General features: G+C 58.5%; 18 protein-coding genes. 10 read left to right on the forward strand and 8 right to left on the reverse strand.

Annotation, left to right across the window (positions count from 1 at the left end; all coding sequences use genetic code 11):
- Positions 1 to 46 precede the first annotated feature (46 nt).
- Together AC4ANE_RS10505 and mfd are read right to left on the reverse strand one after the other, a co-directional pair.
- Positions 47 to 571: a CsiV family protein gene (locus AC4ANE_RS10505; protein ID WP_002552880.1), complete on the reverse strand. Its 525-nt coding sequence runs from the start codon at positions 569 to 571 to the stop codon at positions 47 to 49.
- Positions 572 to 582: 11 nt separating this feature from the next.
- Positions 583 to 4041: a transcription-repair coupling factor gene (gene mfd / locus AC4ANE_RS10510; RefSeq protein ID WP_031596112.1), complete on the reverse strand. Its 3459-nt coding sequence runs from the start codon at positions 4039 to 4041 to the stop codon at positions 583 to 585.
- Between the two features lie 190 nt (positions 4042 to 4231).
- On the opposite strand from mfd, the gene AC4ANE_RS10515 reads away from it, so the two are divergent.
- The gene (locus AC4ANE_RS10515) at positions 4232 to 5695 is read left to right on the forward strand and encodes a glyceraldehyde-3-phosphate dehydrogenase (RefSeq protein WP_005734450.1); all 1464 of its coding nucleotides are present in this window, start codon (positions 4232 to 4234) and stop codon (positions 5693 to 5695) included.
- A 147-nt stretch (positions 5696 to 5842) separates the two neighbouring features.
- On the forward strand, positions 5843 to 7105 hold the full coding sequence (locus AC4ANE_RS10520; RefSeq protein ID WP_002552883.1) for an MFS transporter: 1263 nt from the start codon (positions 5843 to 5845) through the stop codon (positions 7103 to 7105).
- Between the two features lie 84 nt (positions 7106 to 7189).
- On the opposite strand, the gene AC4ANE_RS10525 is transcribed toward AC4ANE_RS10520, so the two are convergent.
- Entirely contained in the window at positions 7190 to 8482 is a 1293-nt protein-coding gene (locus tag AC4ANE_RS10525; protein ID WP_002552884.1) for an MFS transporter, read from the reverse strand.
- Between the two features lie 416 nt (positions 8483 to 8898).
- On the opposite strand from AC4ANE_RS10525, the gene AC4ANE_RS10530 reads away from it, so the two are divergent.
- Positions 8899 to 9891 carry an FAD:protein FMN transferase gene (locus AC4ANE_RS10530; RefSeq protein WP_010203820.1) on the forward strand — a complete coding sequence of 331 codons (993 nt, stop codon included), beginning with the start codon at positions 8899 to 8901 and terminating at the stop codon, positions 9889 to 9891.
- Between the two features lie 166 nt (positions 9892 to 10057).
- Positions 10058 to 11452, forward strand: a complete 1395-nt coding sequence (gene sthA, locus AC4ANE_RS10535) for a Si-specific NAD(P)(+) transhydrogenase (RefSeq protein WP_002552886.1) — start codon at positions 10058 to 10060, stop codon at positions 11450 to 11452.
- Between the two features lie 42 nt (positions 11453 to 11494).
- Here the strand turns inward: sthA and AC4ANE_RS10540 are convergent, their stop codons facing one another.
- Together AC4ANE_RS10540 and AC4ANE_RS10545 are read right to left on the reverse strand one after the other, a co-directional pair.
- On the reverse strand, positions 11495 to 12217 hold the full coding sequence (locus AC4ANE_RS10540) for a glycerophosphodiester phosphodiesterase (protein WP_010203821.1): 723 nt from the start codon (positions 12215 to 12217) through the stop codon (positions 11495 to 11497).
- A 72-nt stretch (positions 12218 to 12289) separates the two neighbouring features.
- Positions 12290 to 12877, reverse strand: a complete 588-nt coding sequence (locus AC4ANE_RS10545) for a PilZ domain-containing protein (protein ID WP_002552888.1) — start codon at positions 12875 to 12877, stop codon at positions 12290 to 12292.
- 102 nt (positions 12878 to 12979) lie between these two features.
- Between AC4ANE_RS10545 and AC4ANE_RS10550 the strand changes: the two genes are divergently transcribed.
- From AC4ANE_RS10550 to AC4ANE_RS10570, 5 genes are all read left to right on the forward strand, one after another.
- Complete coding sequence (locus tag AC4ANE_RS10550; protein ID WP_460408882.1) at positions 12980 to 14230, forward strand: lipoprotein-releasing ABC transporter permease subunit; 1251 nt, start codon at positions 12980 to 12982, stop codon at positions 14228 to 14230.
- Positions 14231 to 14237: 7 nt separating this feature from the next.
- The gene (gene lolD, locus AC4ANE_RS10555) at positions 14238 to 14921 is read left to right on the forward strand and encodes a lipoprotein-releasing ABC transporter ATP-binding protein LolD (protein WP_011168252.1); all 684 of its coding nucleotides are present in this window, start codon (positions 14238 to 14240) and stop codon (positions 14919 to 14921) included.
- A 77-nt stretch (positions 14922 to 14998) separates the two neighbouring features.
- Positions 14999 to 16243 carry a lipoprotein-releasing ABC transporter permease subunit gene (locus AC4ANE_RS10560; RefSeq protein ID WP_031596118.1) on the forward strand — a complete coding sequence of 415 codons (1245 nt, stop codon included), beginning with the start codon at positions 14999 to 15001 and terminating at the stop codon, positions 16241 to 16243.
- 129 nt (positions 16244 to 16372) lie between these two features.
- A complete protein-coding gene (queF, locus tag AC4ANE_RS10565) occupies positions 16373 to 17203 on the forward strand; it encodes an NADPH-dependent 7-cyano-7-deazaguanine reductase QueF (RefSeq protein WP_002552892.1) in 831 nt (276 codons plus the stop codon).
- A 109-nt stretch (positions 17204 to 17312) separates the two neighbouring features.
- Positions 17313 to 18664 (forward strand): IS3 family transposase gene (locus tag AC4ANE_RS10570; RefSeq protein WP_460408883.1). Its coding sequence is split into 2 segments (ribosomal slippage): positions 17313 to 17772 and positions 17772 to 18664, totalling 1353 coding nucleotides; the frame shifts between segments, so codons are not numbered across the junction.
- Positions 18665 to 18893: 229 nt separating this feature from the next.
- Here the strand turns inward: AC4ANE_RS10570 and AC4ANE_RS10575 are convergent.
- The gene (locus AC4ANE_RS10575) at positions 18894 to 19160 is read right to left on the reverse strand and encodes a DUF4404 family protein (RefSeq protein WP_002552893.1); all 267 of its coding nucleotides are present in this window, start codon (positions 19158 to 19160) and stop codon (positions 18894 to 18896) included.
- A gap of 103 nt (positions 19161 to 19263) precedes the next feature.
- The gene (gene pcrP, locus AC4ANE_RS10580; protein ID WP_002552894.1) at positions 19264 to 19872 is read right to left on the reverse strand and encodes an HAD superfamily inactivated hydrolase PcrP; all 609 of its coding nucleotides are present in this window, start codon (positions 19870 to 19872) and stop codon (positions 19264 to 19266) included.
- 199 nt (positions 19873 to 20071) lie between these two features.
- On the opposite strand from pcrP, the gene AC4ANE_RS10585 reads away from it, so the two are divergent.
- Complete coding sequence (locus AC4ANE_RS10585; RefSeq protein WP_004659844.1) at positions 20072 to 20773, forward strand: MlaA family lipoprotein; 702 nt, start codon at positions 20072 to 20074, stop codon at positions 20771 to 20773.
- An 88-nt stretch (positions 20774 to 20861) separates the two neighbouring features.
- Here AC4ANE_RS10585 and AC4ANE_RS10590 read toward each other — a convergent pair whose 3' ends face one another.
- On the reverse strand, positions 20862 to 21161 hold the full coding sequence (locus tag AC4ANE_RS10590; RefSeq protein ID WP_002552896.1) for a PilZ domain-containing protein: 300 nt from the start codon (positions 21159 to 21161) through the stop codon (positions 20862 to 20864).
- Positions 21162 to 21191 lie beyond the last annotated feature (30 nt).

The raw sequence follows: 21191 nt of genomic DNA on the forward strand, positions 1-21191 counted from the left end.
GCTCAAAAGAAAGGGGGCGCCTTCGCGTCCCTTGCGTACGTAAAGATCAAAGAGGAGAAACTTTGATCAGCAACGCGAGGTTGCCATTGTCCAGATAGGTCAGCTCACCGTTTTTTACCCTGGCGGTCTGCTTCAATCGTTCACTGCTGATGACCACGCCATGCGGGTCCAGCTGGTTGACCCAGAATTGTGCATCAATATCGGTAAAGCGTGCCATCGCCAGACTCACGGTGCCCTCGATCGGGAAGTGCCCGAGCCGCTCGTCACCACTGGTGACGGCAACCTTGCCCGGCTCGGTGCCGATGCTCTGCTGCCAGGCGCGCTGCATCAGCACCTGGTAGTTGCCGCTGCCCTGCAGTTTGCTGGCCAGATCATTGAGGGCGGGGCTTCGTTCATCGTTCGCGGCGATCTTCTGCGCGTCCTTGTCCCAGTTTTCCGGGACAAGCTGACGGGTCGAGGCGGGTTCGCCGTTCTGGCGAAACAGCAGAATCTCGACCTGATACAAGCCGTCGGCGAACGCGGTCGGCGCGATCAGCGTCAGCAGCAGGATCAATGAACGAAACAGACGCATGCGTGAATCCTTCAAGCAGTTTTCGGGGTCAGGCGCTCAAGCAGCGCTTCGATGGTATTGAAACGCTCTTCCGGGCGCTCCATGGGCACCAGGAATTTGAACAGCGTGGCACCTTCGAACTTGTAACGGTTGGGCTGGCTCTGGATCAGCTTGATCAGGGTCAGCGGATCAACTGGAGTCTCGGTCGCGAATTCGATGCGTCCACCTTGCGGGCCGCCGTCGATTTTCTTGATACCCAGCTGTTCAGCGTGCAGTTTGAGCAGCGTGATGCGCACCAGGTTCTTGGTCGGCTCCGGCAACAGGCCGAAGCGGTCGATCATTTCTACCTGCAAGTCTTTCAACGCCTCTTCGTCTGCCGCGTTGGCGATGCGTTTGTAGAGAATCAGGCGGGTGTGTACATCCGGCAGGTAGGCTTCGGGGATCAATGCCGGTACACGCAGGTTGATTTCCGGTCCGCCGCCCAACGGTTGATCGAGATTGGGCTGTTCGCCCTTGCGAATCGACTTGACCGCGCGCTCGAGCATTTCCATGTACAGGGTAAAACCCACGGCCTGGATCTGACCGCTCTGGCCGTCCCCGAGCAGTTCGCCTGCGCCTCGGATCTCTAGGTCATTGGTGGCGAGCACGAAGCCCGCGCCCAGGTCCTGGGTATTGGCAATCGCCTCCAGACGCTTTTCCGCGTCGGGGGTGATTTGCTTGCGCGGCGGGGTCAGCAGGTAGGCATAGGCCTGGTGGTGACTACGCCCGACGCGGCCGCGCAACTGGTGCAGCTGGGCCAGGCCGAACTTGTCGGCACGCTCGATGATGATGGTGTTGGCGCTCGGCACGTCGATGCCGGTCTCGATGATGGTCGAGGCAATCAGCACATTGAAGCGCTTGTGGTAGAAATCGCTCATCACCTGTTCGAGTTCGCGCTCGCGCATCTGCCCGTGGCCGATGCCGATACGGGCTTCCGGCACCAGTTCGGCCAGATCCGCCGCGCATTTCTCGATGGTTTTGACGTCGTTGTGCAGGTAGTAGACCTGGCCGCCGCGCAGCAACTCGCGCAGCAGGGCTTCCTTGATGGTCGGCTTGTTCTGCTCCATGACGAAGGTGCGTACCGACAGCCTGCGCGCCGGTGGCGTGGCGATGATCGACAGATCACGCATGCCCGACACGGCCATGTTCAGGGTTCGCGGAATCGGCGTTGCGGTGAGGGTCAGAATGTCGACCTCGCTGCGCAGTGCCTTGAGCTGTTCTTTCTGGCGGACACCGAAGCGGTGTTCTTCGTCAATGATCACTAGGCCGAGATTCTTGATCTTGACGTCATCCTGCAACAGCTTGTGCGTACCGATGACGATGTCGATCTTGCCCTCGGCCAGATCGGCAACGGCGGCGCTGACTTCCTTTGCCGACTTGAAGCGGCTCATCACTTCGACCGTCACCGGCCAGTCTGCGAAACGGTCGCGGAAGCTGTTGTAGTGCTGCTGGGCGAGCAGGGTGGTCGGCACCAGAATGGCCACCTGACGCCCGCCGTGCACGGCAATGAAGGCGGCGCGCATGGCCACTTCGGTCTTGCCGAAGCCCACGTCGCCACACACCAGGCGATCCATCGGTTTGGGTGCCAGCATGTCGGCGCGCACGGCCTCGATGGTGGTCTGCTGATCCGGCGTTTCTTCGAACGGGAAGCCCGCGCTGAAAGTGGCGTAGTCGGCTTTCGGGTCGGCGAAGGCATAACCCTCACGGGCTGCCCGGCGTGCGTATATATCCAGCAGTTCGGCAGCTACGTCGCGAACCTGTTCAGCCGCCTTGCGCTTGGCTTTCTGCCAGGTTTCCGAGCCCAGGCGGTGCAGTGGCGCGCTCTCGTCGTCGCTGCCGGTGTAGCGGGCAATCAGGTGCATGTTGGCGACCGGGACGTACAGCTTGGCATCCTCGGCGTAGGCCAGCATCAGGAATTCGGCGACCTGATTTTCGACTTCCAGTGTCGCCAGCCCCAGATAGCGGCCAACGCCATGGTCGATGTGCACCACCGGCGCGCCTTCACGCAGTTCGGTAAGGTTTTTGATGACGGCGTCGTTATTGCCGCCATCGGTGCGCTTTTCGCGACGGCGGCGCTGCATGACCCGCTGGCCGAACAGCGGGCTTTCAGCGACCAGCGCCAGTGCCGGTTGCTCCAGCAGCAGGCCGTCGTCCAGCGGGGCGATGGTGATTGCCAGCCTGTCCTTGCCATCGACGAAGTCCTGCCAGCTGTCGACCGTTTTCGGCCGCAGTTTCAGGCGTTCAAGCAGTTCCAGCAGCACTTCACGGCGACCGGCGGACTCGGCGGTAAACAGCACGCGACCGGGGAAGTCATCAAGAAATGTCGACAATGCCGCCAATGGCTGACTCGCCTTGGCTTCAATGGACAGATCCGGCAGGGTCTGGGCCGGGAAGCGTTCGCGTCCGGCTCCGGCATCGACATCGACATCCTGCTGGCTGGCCACCACGCGCGGCCAGTTTTTCAAGCGTGCAAAGCAGTCTTCCACCGGCAGGAACAGCTCGGCCGGCGGCAGCAGTGGCCGTGCAGGGTCGACGCGGCGTTCTTCATAGCGGTTGCGCACGTCGTTCCAGAAATTTTCTGCGGCCTGCTCGATACCCGGCAGGGAAAACACCTGAGTGTCCTGCGGCAGATAATCGAACAGCGTCGAGGTTTCTTCGAAGAACAATGGAATGTAGTACTCGATACCGGCAGGCGTGATGCCGCTGCTCAAGTCCTGGAAAATCGGGCTGCGCCGGAAGTCCACATCGAAACGCTCGCGAAAGCGTGCCTTGAAGCGCGTGACTTCTTCTTTTTGTAGCGGGAACTCACGAGCAGGCAACAAGCGCACCGACTCGACCTTGTCGATGGAACGCTGCGTGTCCGGATCGAAGGTGCGCAGGGTTTCGATTTCATCGTCGAACAGGTCAATACGGAACGGCAGCTTGCTGCCCATCGGGAACAGGTCGATCAATGCGCCGCGCACAGTGAACTCGCCGTGCTCGTAAACCGTATCCACGTAGCGATAGCCGCTGGCTTCCAGGCGCGTGCGCATGGCTTCCACATCAAGCTTCTGGCCGACATCCAGCACCAGGCTGCTGCCGAGCAGGAATTTGGTCGGCGCGAGTCTGTGTAGGGCGGTCGTGATCGGTACTACCAAAACGCCATGCTCCAGCTCCGGCAGGCGATAAAGGCTGGCGATGCGCTGGGAAATGATGTCCTGGTGCGGCGAAAACAGGTCGTAGGGCAGGGTTTCCCAGTCCGGGAAGTGCAGAACCGGCAGCGTGGGCGCGAAAAACTTCAGCTCCTGCTCCAGCCGCTCGGCGCTCTGGCTGTCGGTGGTCAGTAGCAGGGTAAAGCGCTTGGCTGCGCTGGCGGCCTCGGCAATGGCCAGGCTCAGTGCGGCACCGGGAAGATTGCCCCAGTGTTGTTTGCCTGCAGCGGCAGAAAGATGCGGTAGACGCAGAACTGGCACGGGAAGGTCGGGCTCCAGGCGTTGCAACAGGGGCGGCGATTGTAACGGGGGAAGGTGGTGGCTGTCAGTTTTCCAGAGTGTTACCGCGTATTTACGGGCGAAAATTATGTAGTGCCCATCGATATGACAGTCGCGCATTGCTCATGAACAAAGGCGCGGTCATAATGTAGCCCCTTTTTTCAGCCCCTACATGTGGAAGGTTCCCGTGACTCAGAAGCCCGACCAGTGTCTTGGTGAATGGATCGATCGTGAAGCTCTCGCCGAAGCGATGATCCCGCTCATCGGTCAGCTCTACCGCAATAATAATGTGGTGAGTTCGATCTATGGCCGCAGCCTGATCAACCGTTCAGTCATCGCGATTCTCAAAGCTCACCGCTTTGCGCGTCATCGTCAGTCCGATGCGGTTGAGTTGTCCGTACACGAGACGTTCCCGCTTGTAAAAGCGATGAGCGAGCTCAAACTGGGTGCCGCTTCGGTGGACCTGGGCAAGCTGGCCGTGAAGTTCAAGACTGAAGGCAACGGCCGCACGCCCGAGCAGTTCGTACGTGAAGAGCTGGCCAGTGTAGTGGGTCAGCAGGGCACCAGCCCGCGCAAGGGCACCGATGTCGTGCTTTATGGTTTCGGTCGTATCGGTCGCCTGCTGGCGCGGATTCTGATCGAGAAGACGGGCGGTGGCGACGGTCTGCGTCTGCGTGCCATCGTGGTCCGCAAAGGCGCGGAAAACGATCTGGTCAAGCGTGCCAGCCTGCTGCGTCGTGACTCGGTACATGGTCCGTTCGATGGCACCATCACCATTGATGAAGCCAACAGCACCATCACTGCCAACGGCAACCTGATTCAGGTCATCTACGCCAAGAACCCGTCCGAGGTGGATTACACCCAATACGGTATCAAGGACGCTCTGCTGGTGGACAACACCGGTGTATGGCGTGATGCCGACGGTCTGGGTCAGCATCTGGCCTGCCCTGGCGTCGACCGCGTTGTATTGACCGCGCCGGGCAAAGGCAAGCTGAAGAACATCGTGCATGGTATCAACCACGGTGAAATCACTGCGGATGACAAAATCGTGTCCGCGGCATCCTGCACCACCAACGCCATCGTGCCGGTGCTCAAGGCTGTCAACGACAAGTTCGGCATCACCAACGGTCACGTTGAAACGGTTCACTCGTACACCAACGACCAGAACCTGATCGACAACTTCCACAAGGGCGACCGTCGTGGTCGCAGCGCTGCGTTGAACATGGTGATCACCGAAACCGGTGCCGCCACCGCTGCTGCCAAGGCACTGCCTGAACTGGCCGGCAAGCTGACCGGTAACGCGATCCGCGTTCCAACGCCGAACGTGTCCATGGCCATTCTCAACCTCAACCTCGAGAAGCCGACCACCCGCGAAGAAATGAACGAGTACCTGCGCTACATGGCGCTGCACTCGGACCTGCACAAGCAGATCGACTTTGTGAACTCGCAGGAAGTGGTGTCCACTGACTTCGTCGGCTCGCGTCACGCCGGTGTTGTGGATGCCGAAGCCACCATTGTCAACGATAACCGCGTTGTGCTGTACGTCTGGTACGACAACGAGTTTGGCTACAGCCACCAGGTTGTTCGCGTGATGGAAGACATGGCAGACGTCAATCCGCCTGCCTTTCCGCAGTAAATGTTGAACTTTTGAACTGCCCGGTCTGACCGGGCAGCAAATAAGCGGGCCGAACCCTGCGCACATGCAGGCTTCGCCCGTTTTGTTTTGTTGCGTGTCATGAGAACCTGTCAGGCACAGCCCTTGTGGATGACGGAGTAGCCAAGGATGAGCAGTTCGGCCATGGACGGATCGCAACACCCCCTCAAAAGCAGCTTCTTCCTGCTGTTTCTGACGATCTTCATCCCCTTTGGTCTGGGGCATTTCGTTTCCTACCTGTTTCGTACCGTCAATGCGGTGATCTATGTCGATCTGCAGGCCGACCTGAGTTTGCCTGCGAGCAGCCTGGGGTTGTTGACTGGCGTGTATTTTCTGACCTTCGCTGCCGCACAGATTCCCCTTGGCGTCATGCTTGATCGTTACGGCCCGCGCAGCGTGCAGGCGCCGATGCTGTTGTTTGCAGTCGCCGGTTCGGTCATCTTCAGTATTTCCAGCACCGAGACAGGGTTGTTGATCGGGCGGGGTCTGATTGGTATGGGCGTTGCGGGTTCGCTGATGAGTGCGATCAAGGCATGTGCCATCTGGTTGCCGGTCGAGCGTTTGCCACTGAGTACTGCCTGCCTGCTGTCGATTGGCGGGCTGGGCGCGATGGCGTCGACCACGCCTTTGCATGCGTTGCTGAGCTGGCCGACCTGGCGAGAAGCGTTTCTGATGCTGGCGCTGCTGACCTTTTGTGTGGCCGTGGTCATACACCTCAGTGTTCCCAAAGCCTACGAGACCAGAAACACCCGCTACAGCGATATGTTTGCCGCAGTCGGCAAACTTTACTCTTCCTGGACGTTCTGGCGTCTGGCGTTGTATTCCGTGTTTTCGCACGCCATCTACATGTCGGTACTGTCGCTGTGGATGGGACCGTGGTTGCGTGACATGGCCGGGCTGAGCGATTCAGGCATGGCCAATGTACTGCTGTTCGGCGCCATCGCGATGGTGGCAGGGTCTCTGACGTTCGGCACGATCACTGATTATCTGCGCAGGTTCGGTGTACAGTCGATCATGGTCTGTGGTGCAGGGATGGTGATCTTCATCGGCTTCCAGATGCTGATGGCCAGTGGTCTACCGGTGTCACCCTATATTGTTGCGATGGGCTTCAGCTTCTTCGGCACGTCGACCACCATGAACTACGCCATTGTGGCGCAATCGGTTGCACCGGAGCTGGCGGGCAGGGTCAGCTCTTCCTTCAATCTGGTGGTGTTTGTGCTCGCGTTCTTCCTCCAGTGGCTGATGGGAGTGGTGCTCAACCTGTGGCCGGTTGCGCAGGGTGCCGGTCATCCGCTTGAGTCCTATCAGTGGTCGCTGGGTTTAATGATTGCGTTGCAATTGCCCGGGGTGTTGCTCTGGCTTGGCTTTCGACCCTGGAGGCGCGCTGTCTGAAAAAGCAAAACCCCGGCCGAGATCAACTCGTGCCGGGGTTTTTGCTTTTAGCCGTTACAGCTATCTGATCGATCAAGCGATGAATCAGGCGGTTGCAGGTGCTCCGGGCGCTTCCAGCTTCTGCCCGCCTTTGCGGAACAGCACCAGCGTAGCAACCAGACCCAGCACAGCGGCACCCGTCAGCCAGATACCGGGCGCTGCCTTGTTACCCAATTCGTGAATCAGGTAAGTACAGGCCGCCGGGGTGAAGCCACCAAAGGTTGCGGTCGCCAGGCTGTAGGCCAGCGAGAAGCCGGTGGTGCGGACTTCGACCGGCATGATCTCGGTCAGCGCCACGACCATTGCGCCGTTGTAGGAACCGTACAGGAACGAGAACCACAGCTCGACCATCAGCAGGTGGCTGAAGCTTGGGTGCTCTACCAACCACGACAGCGCAGGGTAGGCGGTGGCGATGGCCAGCACGGTCGCTGCAATCAACAGCGGCTTGCGGCCGATGCGATCGGAGAACGAACCCATGATCGGCAGCCAGATGAAGTTGGACACACCCACGCAGACCGTCACCAGCAGGCTTTCCAGGTCGGTCAGGTTCAGTTCGTTCTTGCCGAAGGTCGGAGTGTAGGCGGTGATCAGGTAGAACGACACGGTGGTCATCACCACCAATGCCATGCCGCCCAGCACCAGGCCGAAGTTCTGGCTGATGGAGCGCACCACTTCACGGAGCGTTGGGCGATGGGTACGGGCTTCGAACTCCGGGGACTCTTCCAGCGAACGGCGGATGATGAATATCGCCGGCACAATCAGGCAGCCGATCAGGAACGGCACGCGCCAGCCCCATTCGCCCATTTGCTCCGGGCTCAGCCAGTGGTTCAGACCAACGCCCAGCAAACCGGCGAATACCACGGCAGCCTGTTGGCTGGCGGACTGCCAACTGACGAAGAAGCCTTTGCGACCCGGTGTCGAGATTTCAGCGAGGTACACCGAAACACCACCCAGCTCGACGCCAGCCGAGAAGCCTTGCAGCAGGCGACCGAGCAGCACCAGCAGCGGTGCAACAACGCCCAGAGTGGCGTAGCCCGGCACACAGGCAATCAGCAAAGTGCCCATTGCCATCATCGCGAGGGTGATAATCAGGCCCTTGCGACGTCCGTGACGGTCGATATAGGCACCGAGAAAGATCGCGCCCAAGGGGCGCATCAGGAAGCCTGCGCCGAAGGTCGCCAGCGACAGCATCAACGAAGCGAATGCGCTGTCGGAGGGGAAAAATGTCTTGGCAATGGCCGTGGCGTAAAAGCCGTAGACCATGAAATCGAACATCTCGAGGAAGTTACCGCTGACAACGCGAAAGATCGCTTTGCCCTTACTTGTTGTGGAGGCCATTTAGTTACTCGCTCAGGCTCGTCGGCTTGGAGTCCGTTGTCGTTGTTATCCCGTTTACATCGCCATTACGTGTGTGCGACTGGCGATGCACATTTGTAACAGTATGTGTAACAGGGCTCAAAGACAACCGTTTCGGCGATTTGCTATTACTTAACAGACGCTTGACAGGCATGGCCGGTCGATGCGTGCACGGCTTATCAACCAGATGAAACCGGATGAACAGGCATGCCGTATGGGAACCATAAGCCCGACACTGACCACTCAATGCTTTGGTCGGCCTCATATGGGTGAAGCCCGGCCCTGGTCCGAGCGGGCCGCTACGGAAGGTTTCTGTCTTGCCTGCCAATGATGGCAAGTCACTCTGAAAGGTTTTTTTAGTGCGGGGCATCAGTTTGCGTGGGTTTTGCAGGGTTGCAGTGTACCTGGTGCTGCTGGGGTGCGGTGGTTGCGGTCAGGAACGCAAGCTGGAAAGCTTTGGCGGGCCGGCCATGGGCAGTCATTATTCAGTGGTATACGTGCGCGCTTCCGGGCAGCCTGAACCTGAGGTCGTGCGCCCGCAGATCGAATCGATTCTGGCCGAAGTCGATCAACAGATGTCGCTTTGGCGCAGTGACTCGGATATCGAGCTTTTCAATGCATTGCCTGCCAATAGCTGCCAGACCATGCCCGAACCGGTTTTGAAACTGATCGGTGTTGGCGAGCAGCTGTCACGGGACAGTGATGGTGCGTTCGACCTGACGGTGAAGCCGCTGATGGACCTGTGGGGGCTGGGCGCTCATGCACTGTTTGAGCAAATGCCGCTGGTGCGCCAGTTGGCCCGCACTCGGGCGACGGTGGGCTATCGCGGTCTGCGTGTCGTCGGGCAGCAGTTGTGCAAAAGCGCCGCTGTGCAAGTGGACCTCAACAGTATTGCCGCCGGTTATGCGGTAGATCGCATCAGCGAGCGCATGGAAAAGCTGGGGTTGCACGATTATCTGGTGCAAGCCACGGGTGAACTGAAAGTCAGCGGGCTCAAGCCCGACGGTTCGCCCTGGAGGGTGACGCTGGACGCGCCACTCGATGATGGCAATGTCACGCAAAAAGTATTTCCACTGAAGGGCTACGCCGTGTCTACGTCGGGCGACTATCGTCGTTACGCCGATCATGACGGGTGGCGCATTTCCGATACGCTCGATGCTTTGACCGGTAAGCCGATCAGCCACAGTCTGGCGTCGGTGACGGTCATTCATCCCTCGGCGCTGATGGCTGACGGCCTCTCCTCACTGCTGTTGATTCTCGGCCCGCGGCGCGGCTGGAATTACGCGCAAGAACATAAAATCCCTGCTTTTTTTGTGATTCGTGCCGATAAGCGCTTTATCATCCGTAGCAACGCGTCGTTTGATCGTCTGGCGGTGGAGCAGCCACGGTAAGTCAAGAGGCCGGAACTTCCGGTCAATTGCCACCTTGCACAGACAAAAATTGGCCTTCGACGCGACCAAGGGTTAATGTTCGCCGCCTCGGTGCAGCGCTAGACTGCGCCGCGTGATTTAGCCAGAGATGCCAGAGTGGCGCCTCGGTCTGTTTAAAGGAGTACGCATGGCTGTCTACAACTACGACGTAGTGGTACTGGGTTCCGGCCCTGCCGGAGAAGGCGCGGCAATGAACGCCGCCAAGGCGGGGCGCAAGGTCGCCATGGTCGACAGCCGTCGGCAAGTGGGCGGTAACTGCACCCATTTGGGCACCATTCCGTCCAAGGCTCTGCGTCACTCGGTCAAGCAGATCATTCAGTTCAACACCAATCCGATGTTCCGGGCCATTGGCGAGCCGCGCTGGTTTTCGTTTCCGGATGTGTTGAAAAACGCCGAAATGGTCATTTCCAAACAGGTGGCCTCGCGCACCAGTTACTACGCCCGCAACCGTGTCGATGTGTTCTTCGGCACCGGCAGTTTTGCCGACGAGACCAGCATCAACGTGGTCTGCACCAACGGTGTGGTGGAAAAGCTGGTGGCCAACCAGATCATCATCGCCACCGGTTCGCGCCCCTATCGTCCGGCCGACATCGATTTCAGTCACAAGCGCATCTACGACAGCGACACCATCCTCAGCCTGGGGCACACCCCGCGTAAGCTGATCATTTATGGCGCCGGTGTGATCGGCTGTGAATACGCCTCTATCTTCAGCGGTCTGGGTGTTCTGGTCGAGCTGGTGGACAACCGTGACCAGTTGCTGAGCTTCCTGGATTCGGAAATCTCTCAGGCATTGAGTTATCACTTCAGCAATAACAACGTGATGGTTCGCCACAACGAAGAATACGAGAAGGTCGAAGGTCTGGATAACGGCGTTGTCCTGCACCTCAAGTCCGGCAAGAAAATCAAGGCAGATGCCTTGCTGTGGTGCAATGGCCGTACCGGCAACACCGACAAGCTGGGGCTGGAAAACATTGGTCTCAAGGCCAACGGTCGTGGCCAGATCGAGGTGGACGAGAACTATCGCACCAGCGTTTCCAATGTCTATGGCGCAGGCGACGTTATCGGCTGGCCAAGTCTGGCGAGCGCTGCCTACGATCAGGGCCGCTCGGCGGCTGGGAGCATGGTCGACAACGGCAGCTGGCGCTATGTCAACGACGTACCGACCGGGATCTATACCATTCCGGAGATCAGTTCGATCGGCAAGAACGAGCACGAGCTGACCCAGGCCAAGGTGCCGTACGAAGTGGGCAAGGCGTTCTTCAAGGGCATGGCCCGTGCGCAGATTTCCGGTGAGCGGGTCGGGATGCTGAAGATCCTGTTCCACCGCGAGACGCTGGAAGTGCTGGGCGTGCATTGCTTCGGTGACCAGGCGTCCGAGATCGTGCACATCGGTCAGGCGATCATGAGCCAGCCGGGTGAAGCGAACACCATGAAGTACTTCGTCAACACCACGTTCAACTACCCGACCATGGCCGAAGCCTATCGGGTAGCGGCATACGACGGCCTCAACCGGCTTTTTTAAGCGACTCCGGCCGGTGGCCTGAGCCGGCCGGGGAGACCGATTTCAGCGACTCCCGAGCGTGGCGGTGGCCAAACCGGGAAAGTCTGTAATCAGGCTGTCGACGCCGAAATCAGCGAGCCTGCGCATCAGTGCAGGCTCGTTGACTGTCCACACTGACACATGCAGGCCCTGACGCTGTGCTTTCTGCAGGCGCTCCGGGGTACACAGTGTCCAGTTCAATGCCAGAATTTCACAGCCGTAGCTTTGCGCGACCTTCAACGGGTCGAGCCAGGCGTACTCGGCCACCAGTCCGCGCGATATGTCCGGCGTCAGGTCGAGGGCGGCGCGCAACACTTCACGAGAGCTGGAAGTGATGGTGACCTTGTCGAGCAAGCCATGACGCTGAGCCATTTCACGAATGGCCAGAACGGTGTTGGCGGCGCGGGTGCGTGAAGCGCTTTTGACTTCCAGTTGCCAGTGCTCGAAATCGCATTGCTCGAACAACTCTTCAAGACGCGGAATCGGGCAGGGCGAGACCCAGCCGGGGCCACCTTTGCGCGCGTCATAGGTCACCAGGTCGGCGGCCAGATGCTCATTGACCTTGCCGCGTCGGTCGGTGGTGCGCTTGAGGGTCGGGTCGTGAATGACCATCAACTCTCCGTCCAGTGAAAGATGCAGGTCCAGTTCACAGCGGCGCACGCCGTGCTTGATGCATTCCTGGAAGCTGACCAGGGTGTTTTCCGGTGCTTCGCCCTTGGCGCCGCGGTGGCCGTAGATAAGGGTCACGTTTACTCCTGGCCGTTAAGGCACCCACTGCTGATATGAAAATGATGAGGTGAAAAGAGATATACCGGAAACTCAATTGCCGGATGGCTGACCCTGTTCAAGGGCCTGGCGTCGATGCTGAGCCTGACGCTGCAACACGTGCCGTGCGAGCAATTGACGTTGAGCGTCCGGCAGGTTGACGAAGTCGGTGCTGATGTCAAAACCGCCATCTGCCCGTGCATCGCACTGGCTGACCCTGGCGCGCAGCATCAGACCTGCCGCCTGGGGCATCAGCACCATCTTGATCGACAGCTGTTCGCCCACGGCAAAACCTTGTTGTGAATTGAATTGAATGCCGCCTTCGGACAGTTTTACCGGCTGTGGAGCGCCCAGTTTGCCCAGTGCCGTGTGTGCAACCACTTCGCCCAGCAGGTCGATGCGCTTGCTCAACGACTTGAGAAAACTGTTCAGCACCCGGTCGCGCTCGTCGAGTTGGCGCATCAAATGCTGTGATTCGAACTCGCTGACGTGCAGCTCGCTGAGCAGGTCGAACAGTGTCGAGGTGTCCTGCATGGCGTCCTGACTTGCCTGGTCGGCACCAGACAGGGGGTTAATTTCCAGTGCGACGCTGTCGTCGATACGGTAGTATTCGCGGCGTCCTGCTTCATCTAATGTCGACATGGCGAACCCAAGCTAGCGGCGGTGGTCTGAGAGTTTCGAGTGTAAAGCTGCACGTCAAGGCCCGCCACATGGACGTCCTCATTCCTGCGAACAAATTCCTACATGTTCAGACCTCTTTTTGTATTTATCGGCACGCGCTACACACGTGCCAAGCGACGCAACCATTTTGTTTCGTTCATCTCCCTGACGTCCATGATCGGCCTCGCCCTCGGCGTGGTAGTGATGATAGTCGTGTTATCGGTGATGAATGGCTTCGATCACGAAATGCGTACCCGCGTGCTGGGCATGGTGCCGCACGCGACCATCGAATCGGCTGACCCGATCACCGACTGGCGTGGCCTGGCCGCGAAGGTTCAGGAAAACCCGCAGGTGCTGGCCGTTGCGCCATTCACCCAAATGCAGGGTTTGCTGACCCACGACGGCAAGGTTCAGAAGGTGCTGCTCAATGGCATCGACCCGGCCGAGGAGCGCAAGGTCTCGATCATTGACCACTTCATCAAGCAGGGCCAGCTCGACAGCCTGTCTCCCGGCAGTTTCGGCATCATGATCGGCGACAAGGCGGCTGCCAAACTGGGCGTCGTGGTCGGCGACAAACTGAACTTTGTCGCGCCTGAGGTGACTGTCACGCCTGCCGGCATGTTCCCGCGCATGAAGCGTTTCGAGGTGACCGGTATCTTTCATGTCGGCGCTGGCGAAATCGACGGCTTTCTGGGGCTGACCAACCTCGATGACCTGGCCCGTCTGCACCGCTGGAAGCCCAATCAGGTGCAGGGCCTGCGGCTCAAGTTCGATGATCTGTTTGCAGCGCCGCGTACTTCGTGGGAAATCGCCCAGAAACTGGGCGAAAACAATTTCTATTCCCGTGACTGGACACGCACCCACGGCAACCTCTATCAGGCCATCCGCATGGAAAAAGCCATGATTGGCCTGTTGCTGGTGCTGATTGTGGCCGTTGCGGCATTCAACATCATTTCCACGCTGGTGATGGTGGTCAATGACAAGAAGGGCGATATCGCCATTTTGCGCACACTGGGCGCGACACCGCGGCAGATCATGGCGATCTTCATGGTGCAGGGCACGGTGATCGGGGTGGTCGGCACGCTGATTGGCGCTGCGCTGGGCATCCTTGCAGCGCTTAACGTCAGTGCTGCCATCGCTGCGCTGGAAGGGCTGATCGGCCACAAGTTTCTCAACGCCGACGTCTATTTCATTGATTACCTGCCTTCGCAACTGATGGCCCAGGACGTGTTCCAGGTCTGCGGTGCGGCGTTGGTCCTGAGTTTCCTCGCCACCCTGTATCCCGCCTGGCGTGCTGCGCGCACCCAGCCGGCGGAGGCGTTACGTTATGAGTGAGTCGGGCATGTCTGATAAAGCAGTATTGAGTTGCCGCAACCTGGGTAAATCCTACGAGGAAGGCCCGGAGTCGGTCGTGGTGTTGTCTGGTCTGCAACTGGAGCTGCATCCCGGTGAGCGGGTGGCTATTGTCGGCAGTTCGGGGTCGGGCAAAAGTACTTTGCTCAATCTTCTGGGCGGCCTGGACACACCTTCTGAAGGCAGCGTCTGGCTGGCGGGCGAAGAATTGTCGGCGCTGGGCGAAAAGGCGCGTGGCCTGCTGCGTAACCGGGCATTGGGTTTTGTCTACCAGTTCCACCATTTGCTGCCCGAATTCACGGCGCTGGAAAACGTCTGCATGCCCTTGCTGATCGGTCGGACGGCGATACCCGAGGCCCGTAAACGCTCCACCGCGTTGCTCGAACGTGTCGGCCTCGGCCATCGTCTTGCGCACAAGCCTTCGGAGCTTTCCGGTGGCGAGCGGCAGCGTGTGGCCATTGCTCGTGCGCTGATCAATCAGCCCGGTCTGGTGATGCTTGACGAGCCGACCGGCAACCTCGATCACCACACCGCGCAGGGCATTCAGGACCTGATGCGTGAGTTGAGCACTTCATCGCGTACGGCGTTTCTGATCGTGACCCACGACATGAGCCTCGCCAGGCAAATGGACCGCGTCCTGCGTCTGGAAGACGGCCGCCTCGTCGAGGCCTGATTGACCCGGCCCGGCGCAACTCATCGCGTCGGGTTCTACGTTTTTTATACGGTGTTTTTTCCCACGGTGCTTCGCGAATGTTCAGACCGTTACCCATCTTCATCGGCATGCGCTATACCCGCGCAAAACGCCGCAAAAGCTTCATCTCGTTCATTTCGATGACTTCGATGATCGGGCTGGCACTCGGTGTGCTGGCGATGATCGTGGTGCTGTCGGTCATGAACGGTTTCCAGCGGGAAATGAGTTCGCGGATCCTGGGCATGGTGCCGCATGCGGTTATCGCCGGTGCCACACCGGTGGATGACTGGAAACCGTTGGCCGACGCAGCGTTGAAAAATCCTGAAGTCACCGCTGCTGTACCGTTTACCGACATGGAAGGCATGCTGTCCTACAAGGGCTCGATGCAGCCGATCCAGATCAGCGGCGTTGACCCGGCGCTGGAGCATGAGGTGTCGATCGTCACTCAACACATTACGCGTGGAAGTCTTGAAGACCTGAAGCCGGGCGAATTTGGTGTGGTACTTGGCGATATAACCGCGCGCCGCTTTCGCCTGAGCATCGGTGACAAGCTGACCCTGATCGTACCGGAAGTCAGCAGTGCGCCGGGCGGCATCACGCCGCGCCTGCAACGCTTGACCGTCGTGGGTATTTTCAAGGTCGGTGCCGAGCTGGACGGCTCGATGGGCCTGATCAACATTGCCGACGCCGCGCAGATGCAACGCTGGCAACCCAATCAGGTTCAAGGCGTGCGACTGGCGCTCAAGGACCTGTACAAGGCGCCTCAGGTGTCCACGGCCATTGCCGCCGGCTTGGGGGATGGTTATCGCGCCGATGACTGGACCCACACTCAGGGCAGCCTGTTCAGTGCCATGAAAATGGAAAAGACCATGATCGGCCTGTTGCTGCTGATGATCGTCGCCGTTGCGGCGTTCAACATCATTGCCACGTTGATCATGGTGGTCAACGACAAGGGCGCGGACATCGCCATTCTGCGCACCATCGGCGCTACGCCCCGGCAAATCATGGCGATCTTCATGGTCCAGGGCACTGTGATCGGTATTGTCGGCACCCTGATCGGCGGCGTGCTGGGCATTATTGCCGCGCTGAACGTCAGCAGTCTGGTGGGTTGGGTCGAGCGGGTCAGTGGCCAGCACATCTTCAGTTCCGACGTGTACTTCATCAGCAACCTGCCTTCACAATTGCAGGGCGGTGATGTGCTTCTGATCTGCAGTGCCGGGTTTATCCTGAGCTTTCTGGCCACGATCTATCCAGCATGGCGCGCCGCGCAGATCCAGCCTGCGCATGCATTGCGTTATGAGTGATCAGAACCGAGTGTAGTCGCCGAGGCCGCATTGCGGCCCGCGACGGCTGCGGGCTGAAGCGGATTTTCGCTGAAAGCCCGTCGCAAACGCTATAAACTCGCCGCGTTAATTCATGATCCAGGTATCGCCATGCATCCCGCAGCCGAACACTCGCCGCTGGGCAAGTCCAGTGAGTACATCGCCACCTATACGCCGTCTTTGTTGTTCCCGATCCCCCGTGCTGCAAAGTGGGCCGAGCTTGGGCTGACGGCTCAGACGCTGCCTTATCAGGGTGTCGATTTCTGGAATTGTTACGAGTTGTCCTGGCTGCTGCCATCCGGCAAGCCGGTGGTGGCCATTGCCGAGTTCAGCATTCCGGCCGATTCGCCGAACATCATCGAATCGAAGTCCTTCAAGCTGTACCTCAACTCGTTGAATCAGACCGCCTTCGCTACCGTTGAGCAGGTGCAGACAACCCTCGAACAGGATCTGTCAACTGCGGCCGGAAAGCCGGTTGGCGTGCGCATTCGCAGCCTGAGCGACATTGAGGGTGAAGGTGTGGCGACTTTGCCGGGCGTCTGCATCGACGATCTGGATATCACGGTCAGTAGCTACGATCGCCCTCAGCCTGAGCTGCTGCGCTGCGATGAGTCGCGAATTATCGAAGAAAGCGTGCACAGTCATTTGCTCAAATCGAACTGTCCGGTTACCAGTCAGCCCGACTGGGGCAGTGTGGTGGTCGAGTATGGCGGGGCGGCGCTGGATCACAGCAGCCTGTTGGCGTACATCGTCAGCTTCCGCCAGCATTCGGACTTTCACGAGCAGTGTGTGGAAAGAATCTTCCTCGACCTGCAGCGTTTGCTCAAACCGGAAAAACTGACCGTCTATGCACGCTACGTGCGCCGTGGTGGTCTGGATATCAACCCGTATCGCAGCACAGAAACGCTGGACGCGAACAATCGCAGGCTGGCGCGGCAGTAGTGTCGTCTGGGGCTCAGGGCGTGGACGCAGAGCGTCCGCAACGGCATTCCCACGCGGTGAACTGCCCCCAAGAAGTTGGACACCAATCCGACCTCACGGGGGTGTTCAAATGGGTAAGTATTCAGAGCAGTTCAAGCTCACTGTCGTCAAAGCGTATCTTGAAGACAACATGGGCTTTCGTATGGTAGCCCGCCAGTTCTCGATCGATTTCAGCCTGCTTCGACGCTGGGTCGCTAACTACAAGAGTCATGGTCACACCGGCCATCGCAAGCCTGGTCTTCGATACAGCGAAGCTTTCAAGCGCTCAGTGCTTGAGCACAGGCGTGAACACAAGCTATCGCTCCGTCAGGCCGCTGCGCATTTTGGTATCGGGGATCCCGGCCAAATAGTCATTTGGGAAAAGCGGCATTACAGTAGCGGTACAGCCCCGTATGTTCCTGCCAGAAGAAAGCCTGTCGCCATGCCAAAGAAGCCTTATCCCGCCAAACCAGTAACCGCCGACGATACGCAGAAGACGCGCGACCAGTTGATGAGCGAGCTTGAATATCTGCGCATGGAGAACGCTTACCTAAAAAAGTTGGAAGAGCTGAAGGAGCAGAAACGACGGCAACCGAAAAAGCCCTGAGCATCAAGCAACTGAGGGGCCGGTTCCCGCTTTGCGCTCTGCTGAGGCTGGCGGGCTTGGCACGCAGCACGTTTTACTATCAGGTTCAGGTGCAATCCAGACCCGATCCCTATGCTGCTTTGAAACAGTTAGTCGAAAGCATTTACCACGAGGAGAAAGGCCTTTATGGCGCTCGGCGTATCACGGCGGTCATTCGCACTGCAGGTATTTTGGTCAACAAGAAGGTTGTAGAACGACTGATGGCAGAACTGGGCCTGCGATCAGTGGTGCGCCCCAAAAAATACCGCTCCTATAAGGGCGTAATCGGAACCATTGCGCCGAATTTGCTGGAGCGCAATTTCAGCGCGCAACGCCCGAACCAGAAGTGGGTGACCGATGTGACTGAGTTCAAGGTAGGCAATCGAAAGCTGTATCTCTCACCCGTGATGGACTTGTACAACGGTGAAATCGTGGCGTATGAAGTGTCGACAAGGCCGAGCTTTGAGCTGGTCACCAGCATGCTGGACAAGGCGCTTCAGCAGTTGCAGGACGAGCCGAAGCTTGTGATGCACTCGGACCAGGGCTGGCAGTATCAACACGCGCAGTATCGCCATAAGCTATCGGTACGAGGCGTCAAACAAAGCATGTCCCGTAAGGGCAACTGCCTGGACAATGCGGCAATGGAAAGCTTTTTCGGTACACTGAAATCCGAGTTTTTCTACCTGAAACAGTTTGAAAGCATCGATGAGTTGAAAGCAGGTCTGGATGAGTACACCCACTACTACAACCATGACCGCATCAAGCTGAAGCTCAACGGCCAAAGCCCCGTAAAATACAGGGCTCAGGCGGCAAGCTAAAACCGTCCAACTTTTGGGGGGCAGTTCACGGAGCGTGTGGAACGATAGTTGTCTGTGTCCATCAGTGACGATGCAGCGCGTCGTTACCCACTGGCTGATATTTCCAGGTTCAGGATTATCGTGCCGACGCTCCGCGTCGGCATGCGTTGGGTGACGCTCTGCGTCACAACTCTACGCCTCACCATGCATCAGCGGCCTTACGCAGAGCCAGCAGAGCGGCATTCCCTAATCAGACTCCGATATTGCCCAGCGTCTGCACGATGTTGCGCAAGGTGCCAGCGATGGTCGGATGCTCCAGCTCGAAACGCTCGACGGCCAGGTTCACGCCGTCAGCCAAACTGCTGTCTTCATGGGTGGCGTTTTCCAGCTGAATTTCAGTTTCGATTTGTTGCATGAGTTCGTGAAGATTTTCCCGGTCAGACTCCGAAAGCGGGGGGTTATGCTCCAGTTGCTCGCGCAGGGTGTTGAGTTGTTCTTGCAGTTCGCGGGCGGGCATGACGTGCTCCTTGATTGATAAGTCTGTCTCATGGACTTCGCCGAAGAGCTAAAGGTCCATGATCACTCAAGACTAATCCAGTCAGTGCCTGGCTGCATGTGTATCAGGGTTTTTCACCTTTGCTGCGGCGTAATGCGATATCGGCCAGGCAGAACTCCAGATCGCCAAGGTGATCAATGACCGAGTGTACTCCCAGCGAATAGAGTTTGAGCGTGGCCTGCGCGCGTCGCTGCTCGCGTTCGGCGTCACTCAGTGCCTGCCATTGCGAAGGCGAAAGTCCGCACAGTGGCCCGCAAGACGCCAGGCCAATGGTCCACAGCCCGGCATTCAGCCCGGACTGCAACAGGCGTGGGTCGCCGCTGATCAGCACGCAGCCATCCAGCTGGCTGACCTTCAGGGCCATCAGCGCCATCCAGCAAGCATCCGGGGCGGGCCATTTGGCGGTTGGGCGAGGGGCGGGAATCATCCAGTCACTTACTGGTTCAGCCAGCGTAGCGCTGACGGTTTCAGGCAGCTCGTCAAGCCAGGCGCAAGGCATTCCCTGATCACGCAGAGTCCGCAGAATATCCTTTGCGCCAGGTGTGAGCTGTGTGAGCTCATTGCCTGGTGTAAGCGAGGTCGCGGCCTGCGCACCGAAGTCCACCAGACAGCCGCTAAGGCCGAACAGCAGGGCGGGAAAGGTTGGCAGAGGCGTGAGGACCGGCGCGAGCATGAGGATCTCTCTGAAATATCCAGAAACGCTACCGGTATTTTGTGACACTTCGATGAATGTGCGATGACGGGGGTTTATCCGGAACCCTTTGCTGACAGACCTGCCTTATTCTCGACAGAAGGCTTTATACTCCCTGTCCTAGCGTGTGGGGCGTAGCACCCGCGTCATTATTTCGATATCTCGATCAGGAGTGTCAGCTATGCCCGTGACCGGTGCAGGCTTTATCAAGCGTTTGCTGCAATTGTCTCTCTGTGCCGGCATTGCGCTGGTGCCGGTAGCCGTTCAGGCAGCCGAAGATGACCCGTGGGAAGGCATCAACCGCTCCATTTTCAGCTTCAACGATACCCTCGACGCTTATACGCTCAAGCCGCTGGCTAAGGGTTATCAGTACATCGCGCCACAATTTGTCGAAGACGGTATCCATAACTTCTTCAACAACATCGGCGATGTCGGCAACCTGGCGAACAACGTGCTGCAAGCCAAGCCTGAAGCGGCCGGTGTCGACACTGCGCGCCTGATCGTCAACACCACGTTCGGGCTGCTGGGTTTCATTGACGTGGGTACCCGCATGGGCCTGCAACGCAACGATGAAGATTTTGGCCAGACACTGGGCTACTGGGGTGTGCCGAGCGGCCCGTTCGTGGTGATTCCGCTGCTGGGTCCAAGCACCGTGCGTGATGCCTTCGCCAAATACCCGGACACCTACACGTCTCCATACCGCTACATCGATCATGTGCCGACCCGTAACACGGCGCTGGGCGTCAACCTCATCGATACGCGTGCCAGCCTGCTGTCTGCCGAGCGTATGGTCAGCGGTGATCGTTACACGTTCATCCGTAACGCTTACCTGCAGAACCGCGAGTTCAAGGTCAAGGACGGAAAGGTCGAAGACGATTTTTAATCGACACTTTGCCTCTGCGTGAATCAATAAAGGCGACCCTGGGTCGCCTTTATTATTTTTTGAAAGTGTGAAGTAATTCCGCCTGCAGTCAGCGCATCGAGACGATGGAAAGCCCCAGTTTCTGTCCGCCGCCTTCTTCGTCATTGACCCACACCACCTCGGTTTCGGCCTCAAGTCCCTTGAGCGCAGGATGATCAGAGTCGATGCTCACGCTAAGCTTGTCCCCGACCTGGAATGAGCGTGGTGCCTGGACCTGCATGCCTGAGCTGGAAAGGTCAATGCATACGGCGGGAATCACCTGGCCCGCGTGGATCAGGTTGACGTCTGCTTCGACGCGCATGCGGATGTAATCCCGCTTTTCCTCGTAGTTGCGATCATTTCCACTCATGTACAGTCCTTCGTTTTAGTTGCTGATTTG

Source organism: Pseudomonas sp. Pme6b, from assembly GCF_058129925.1.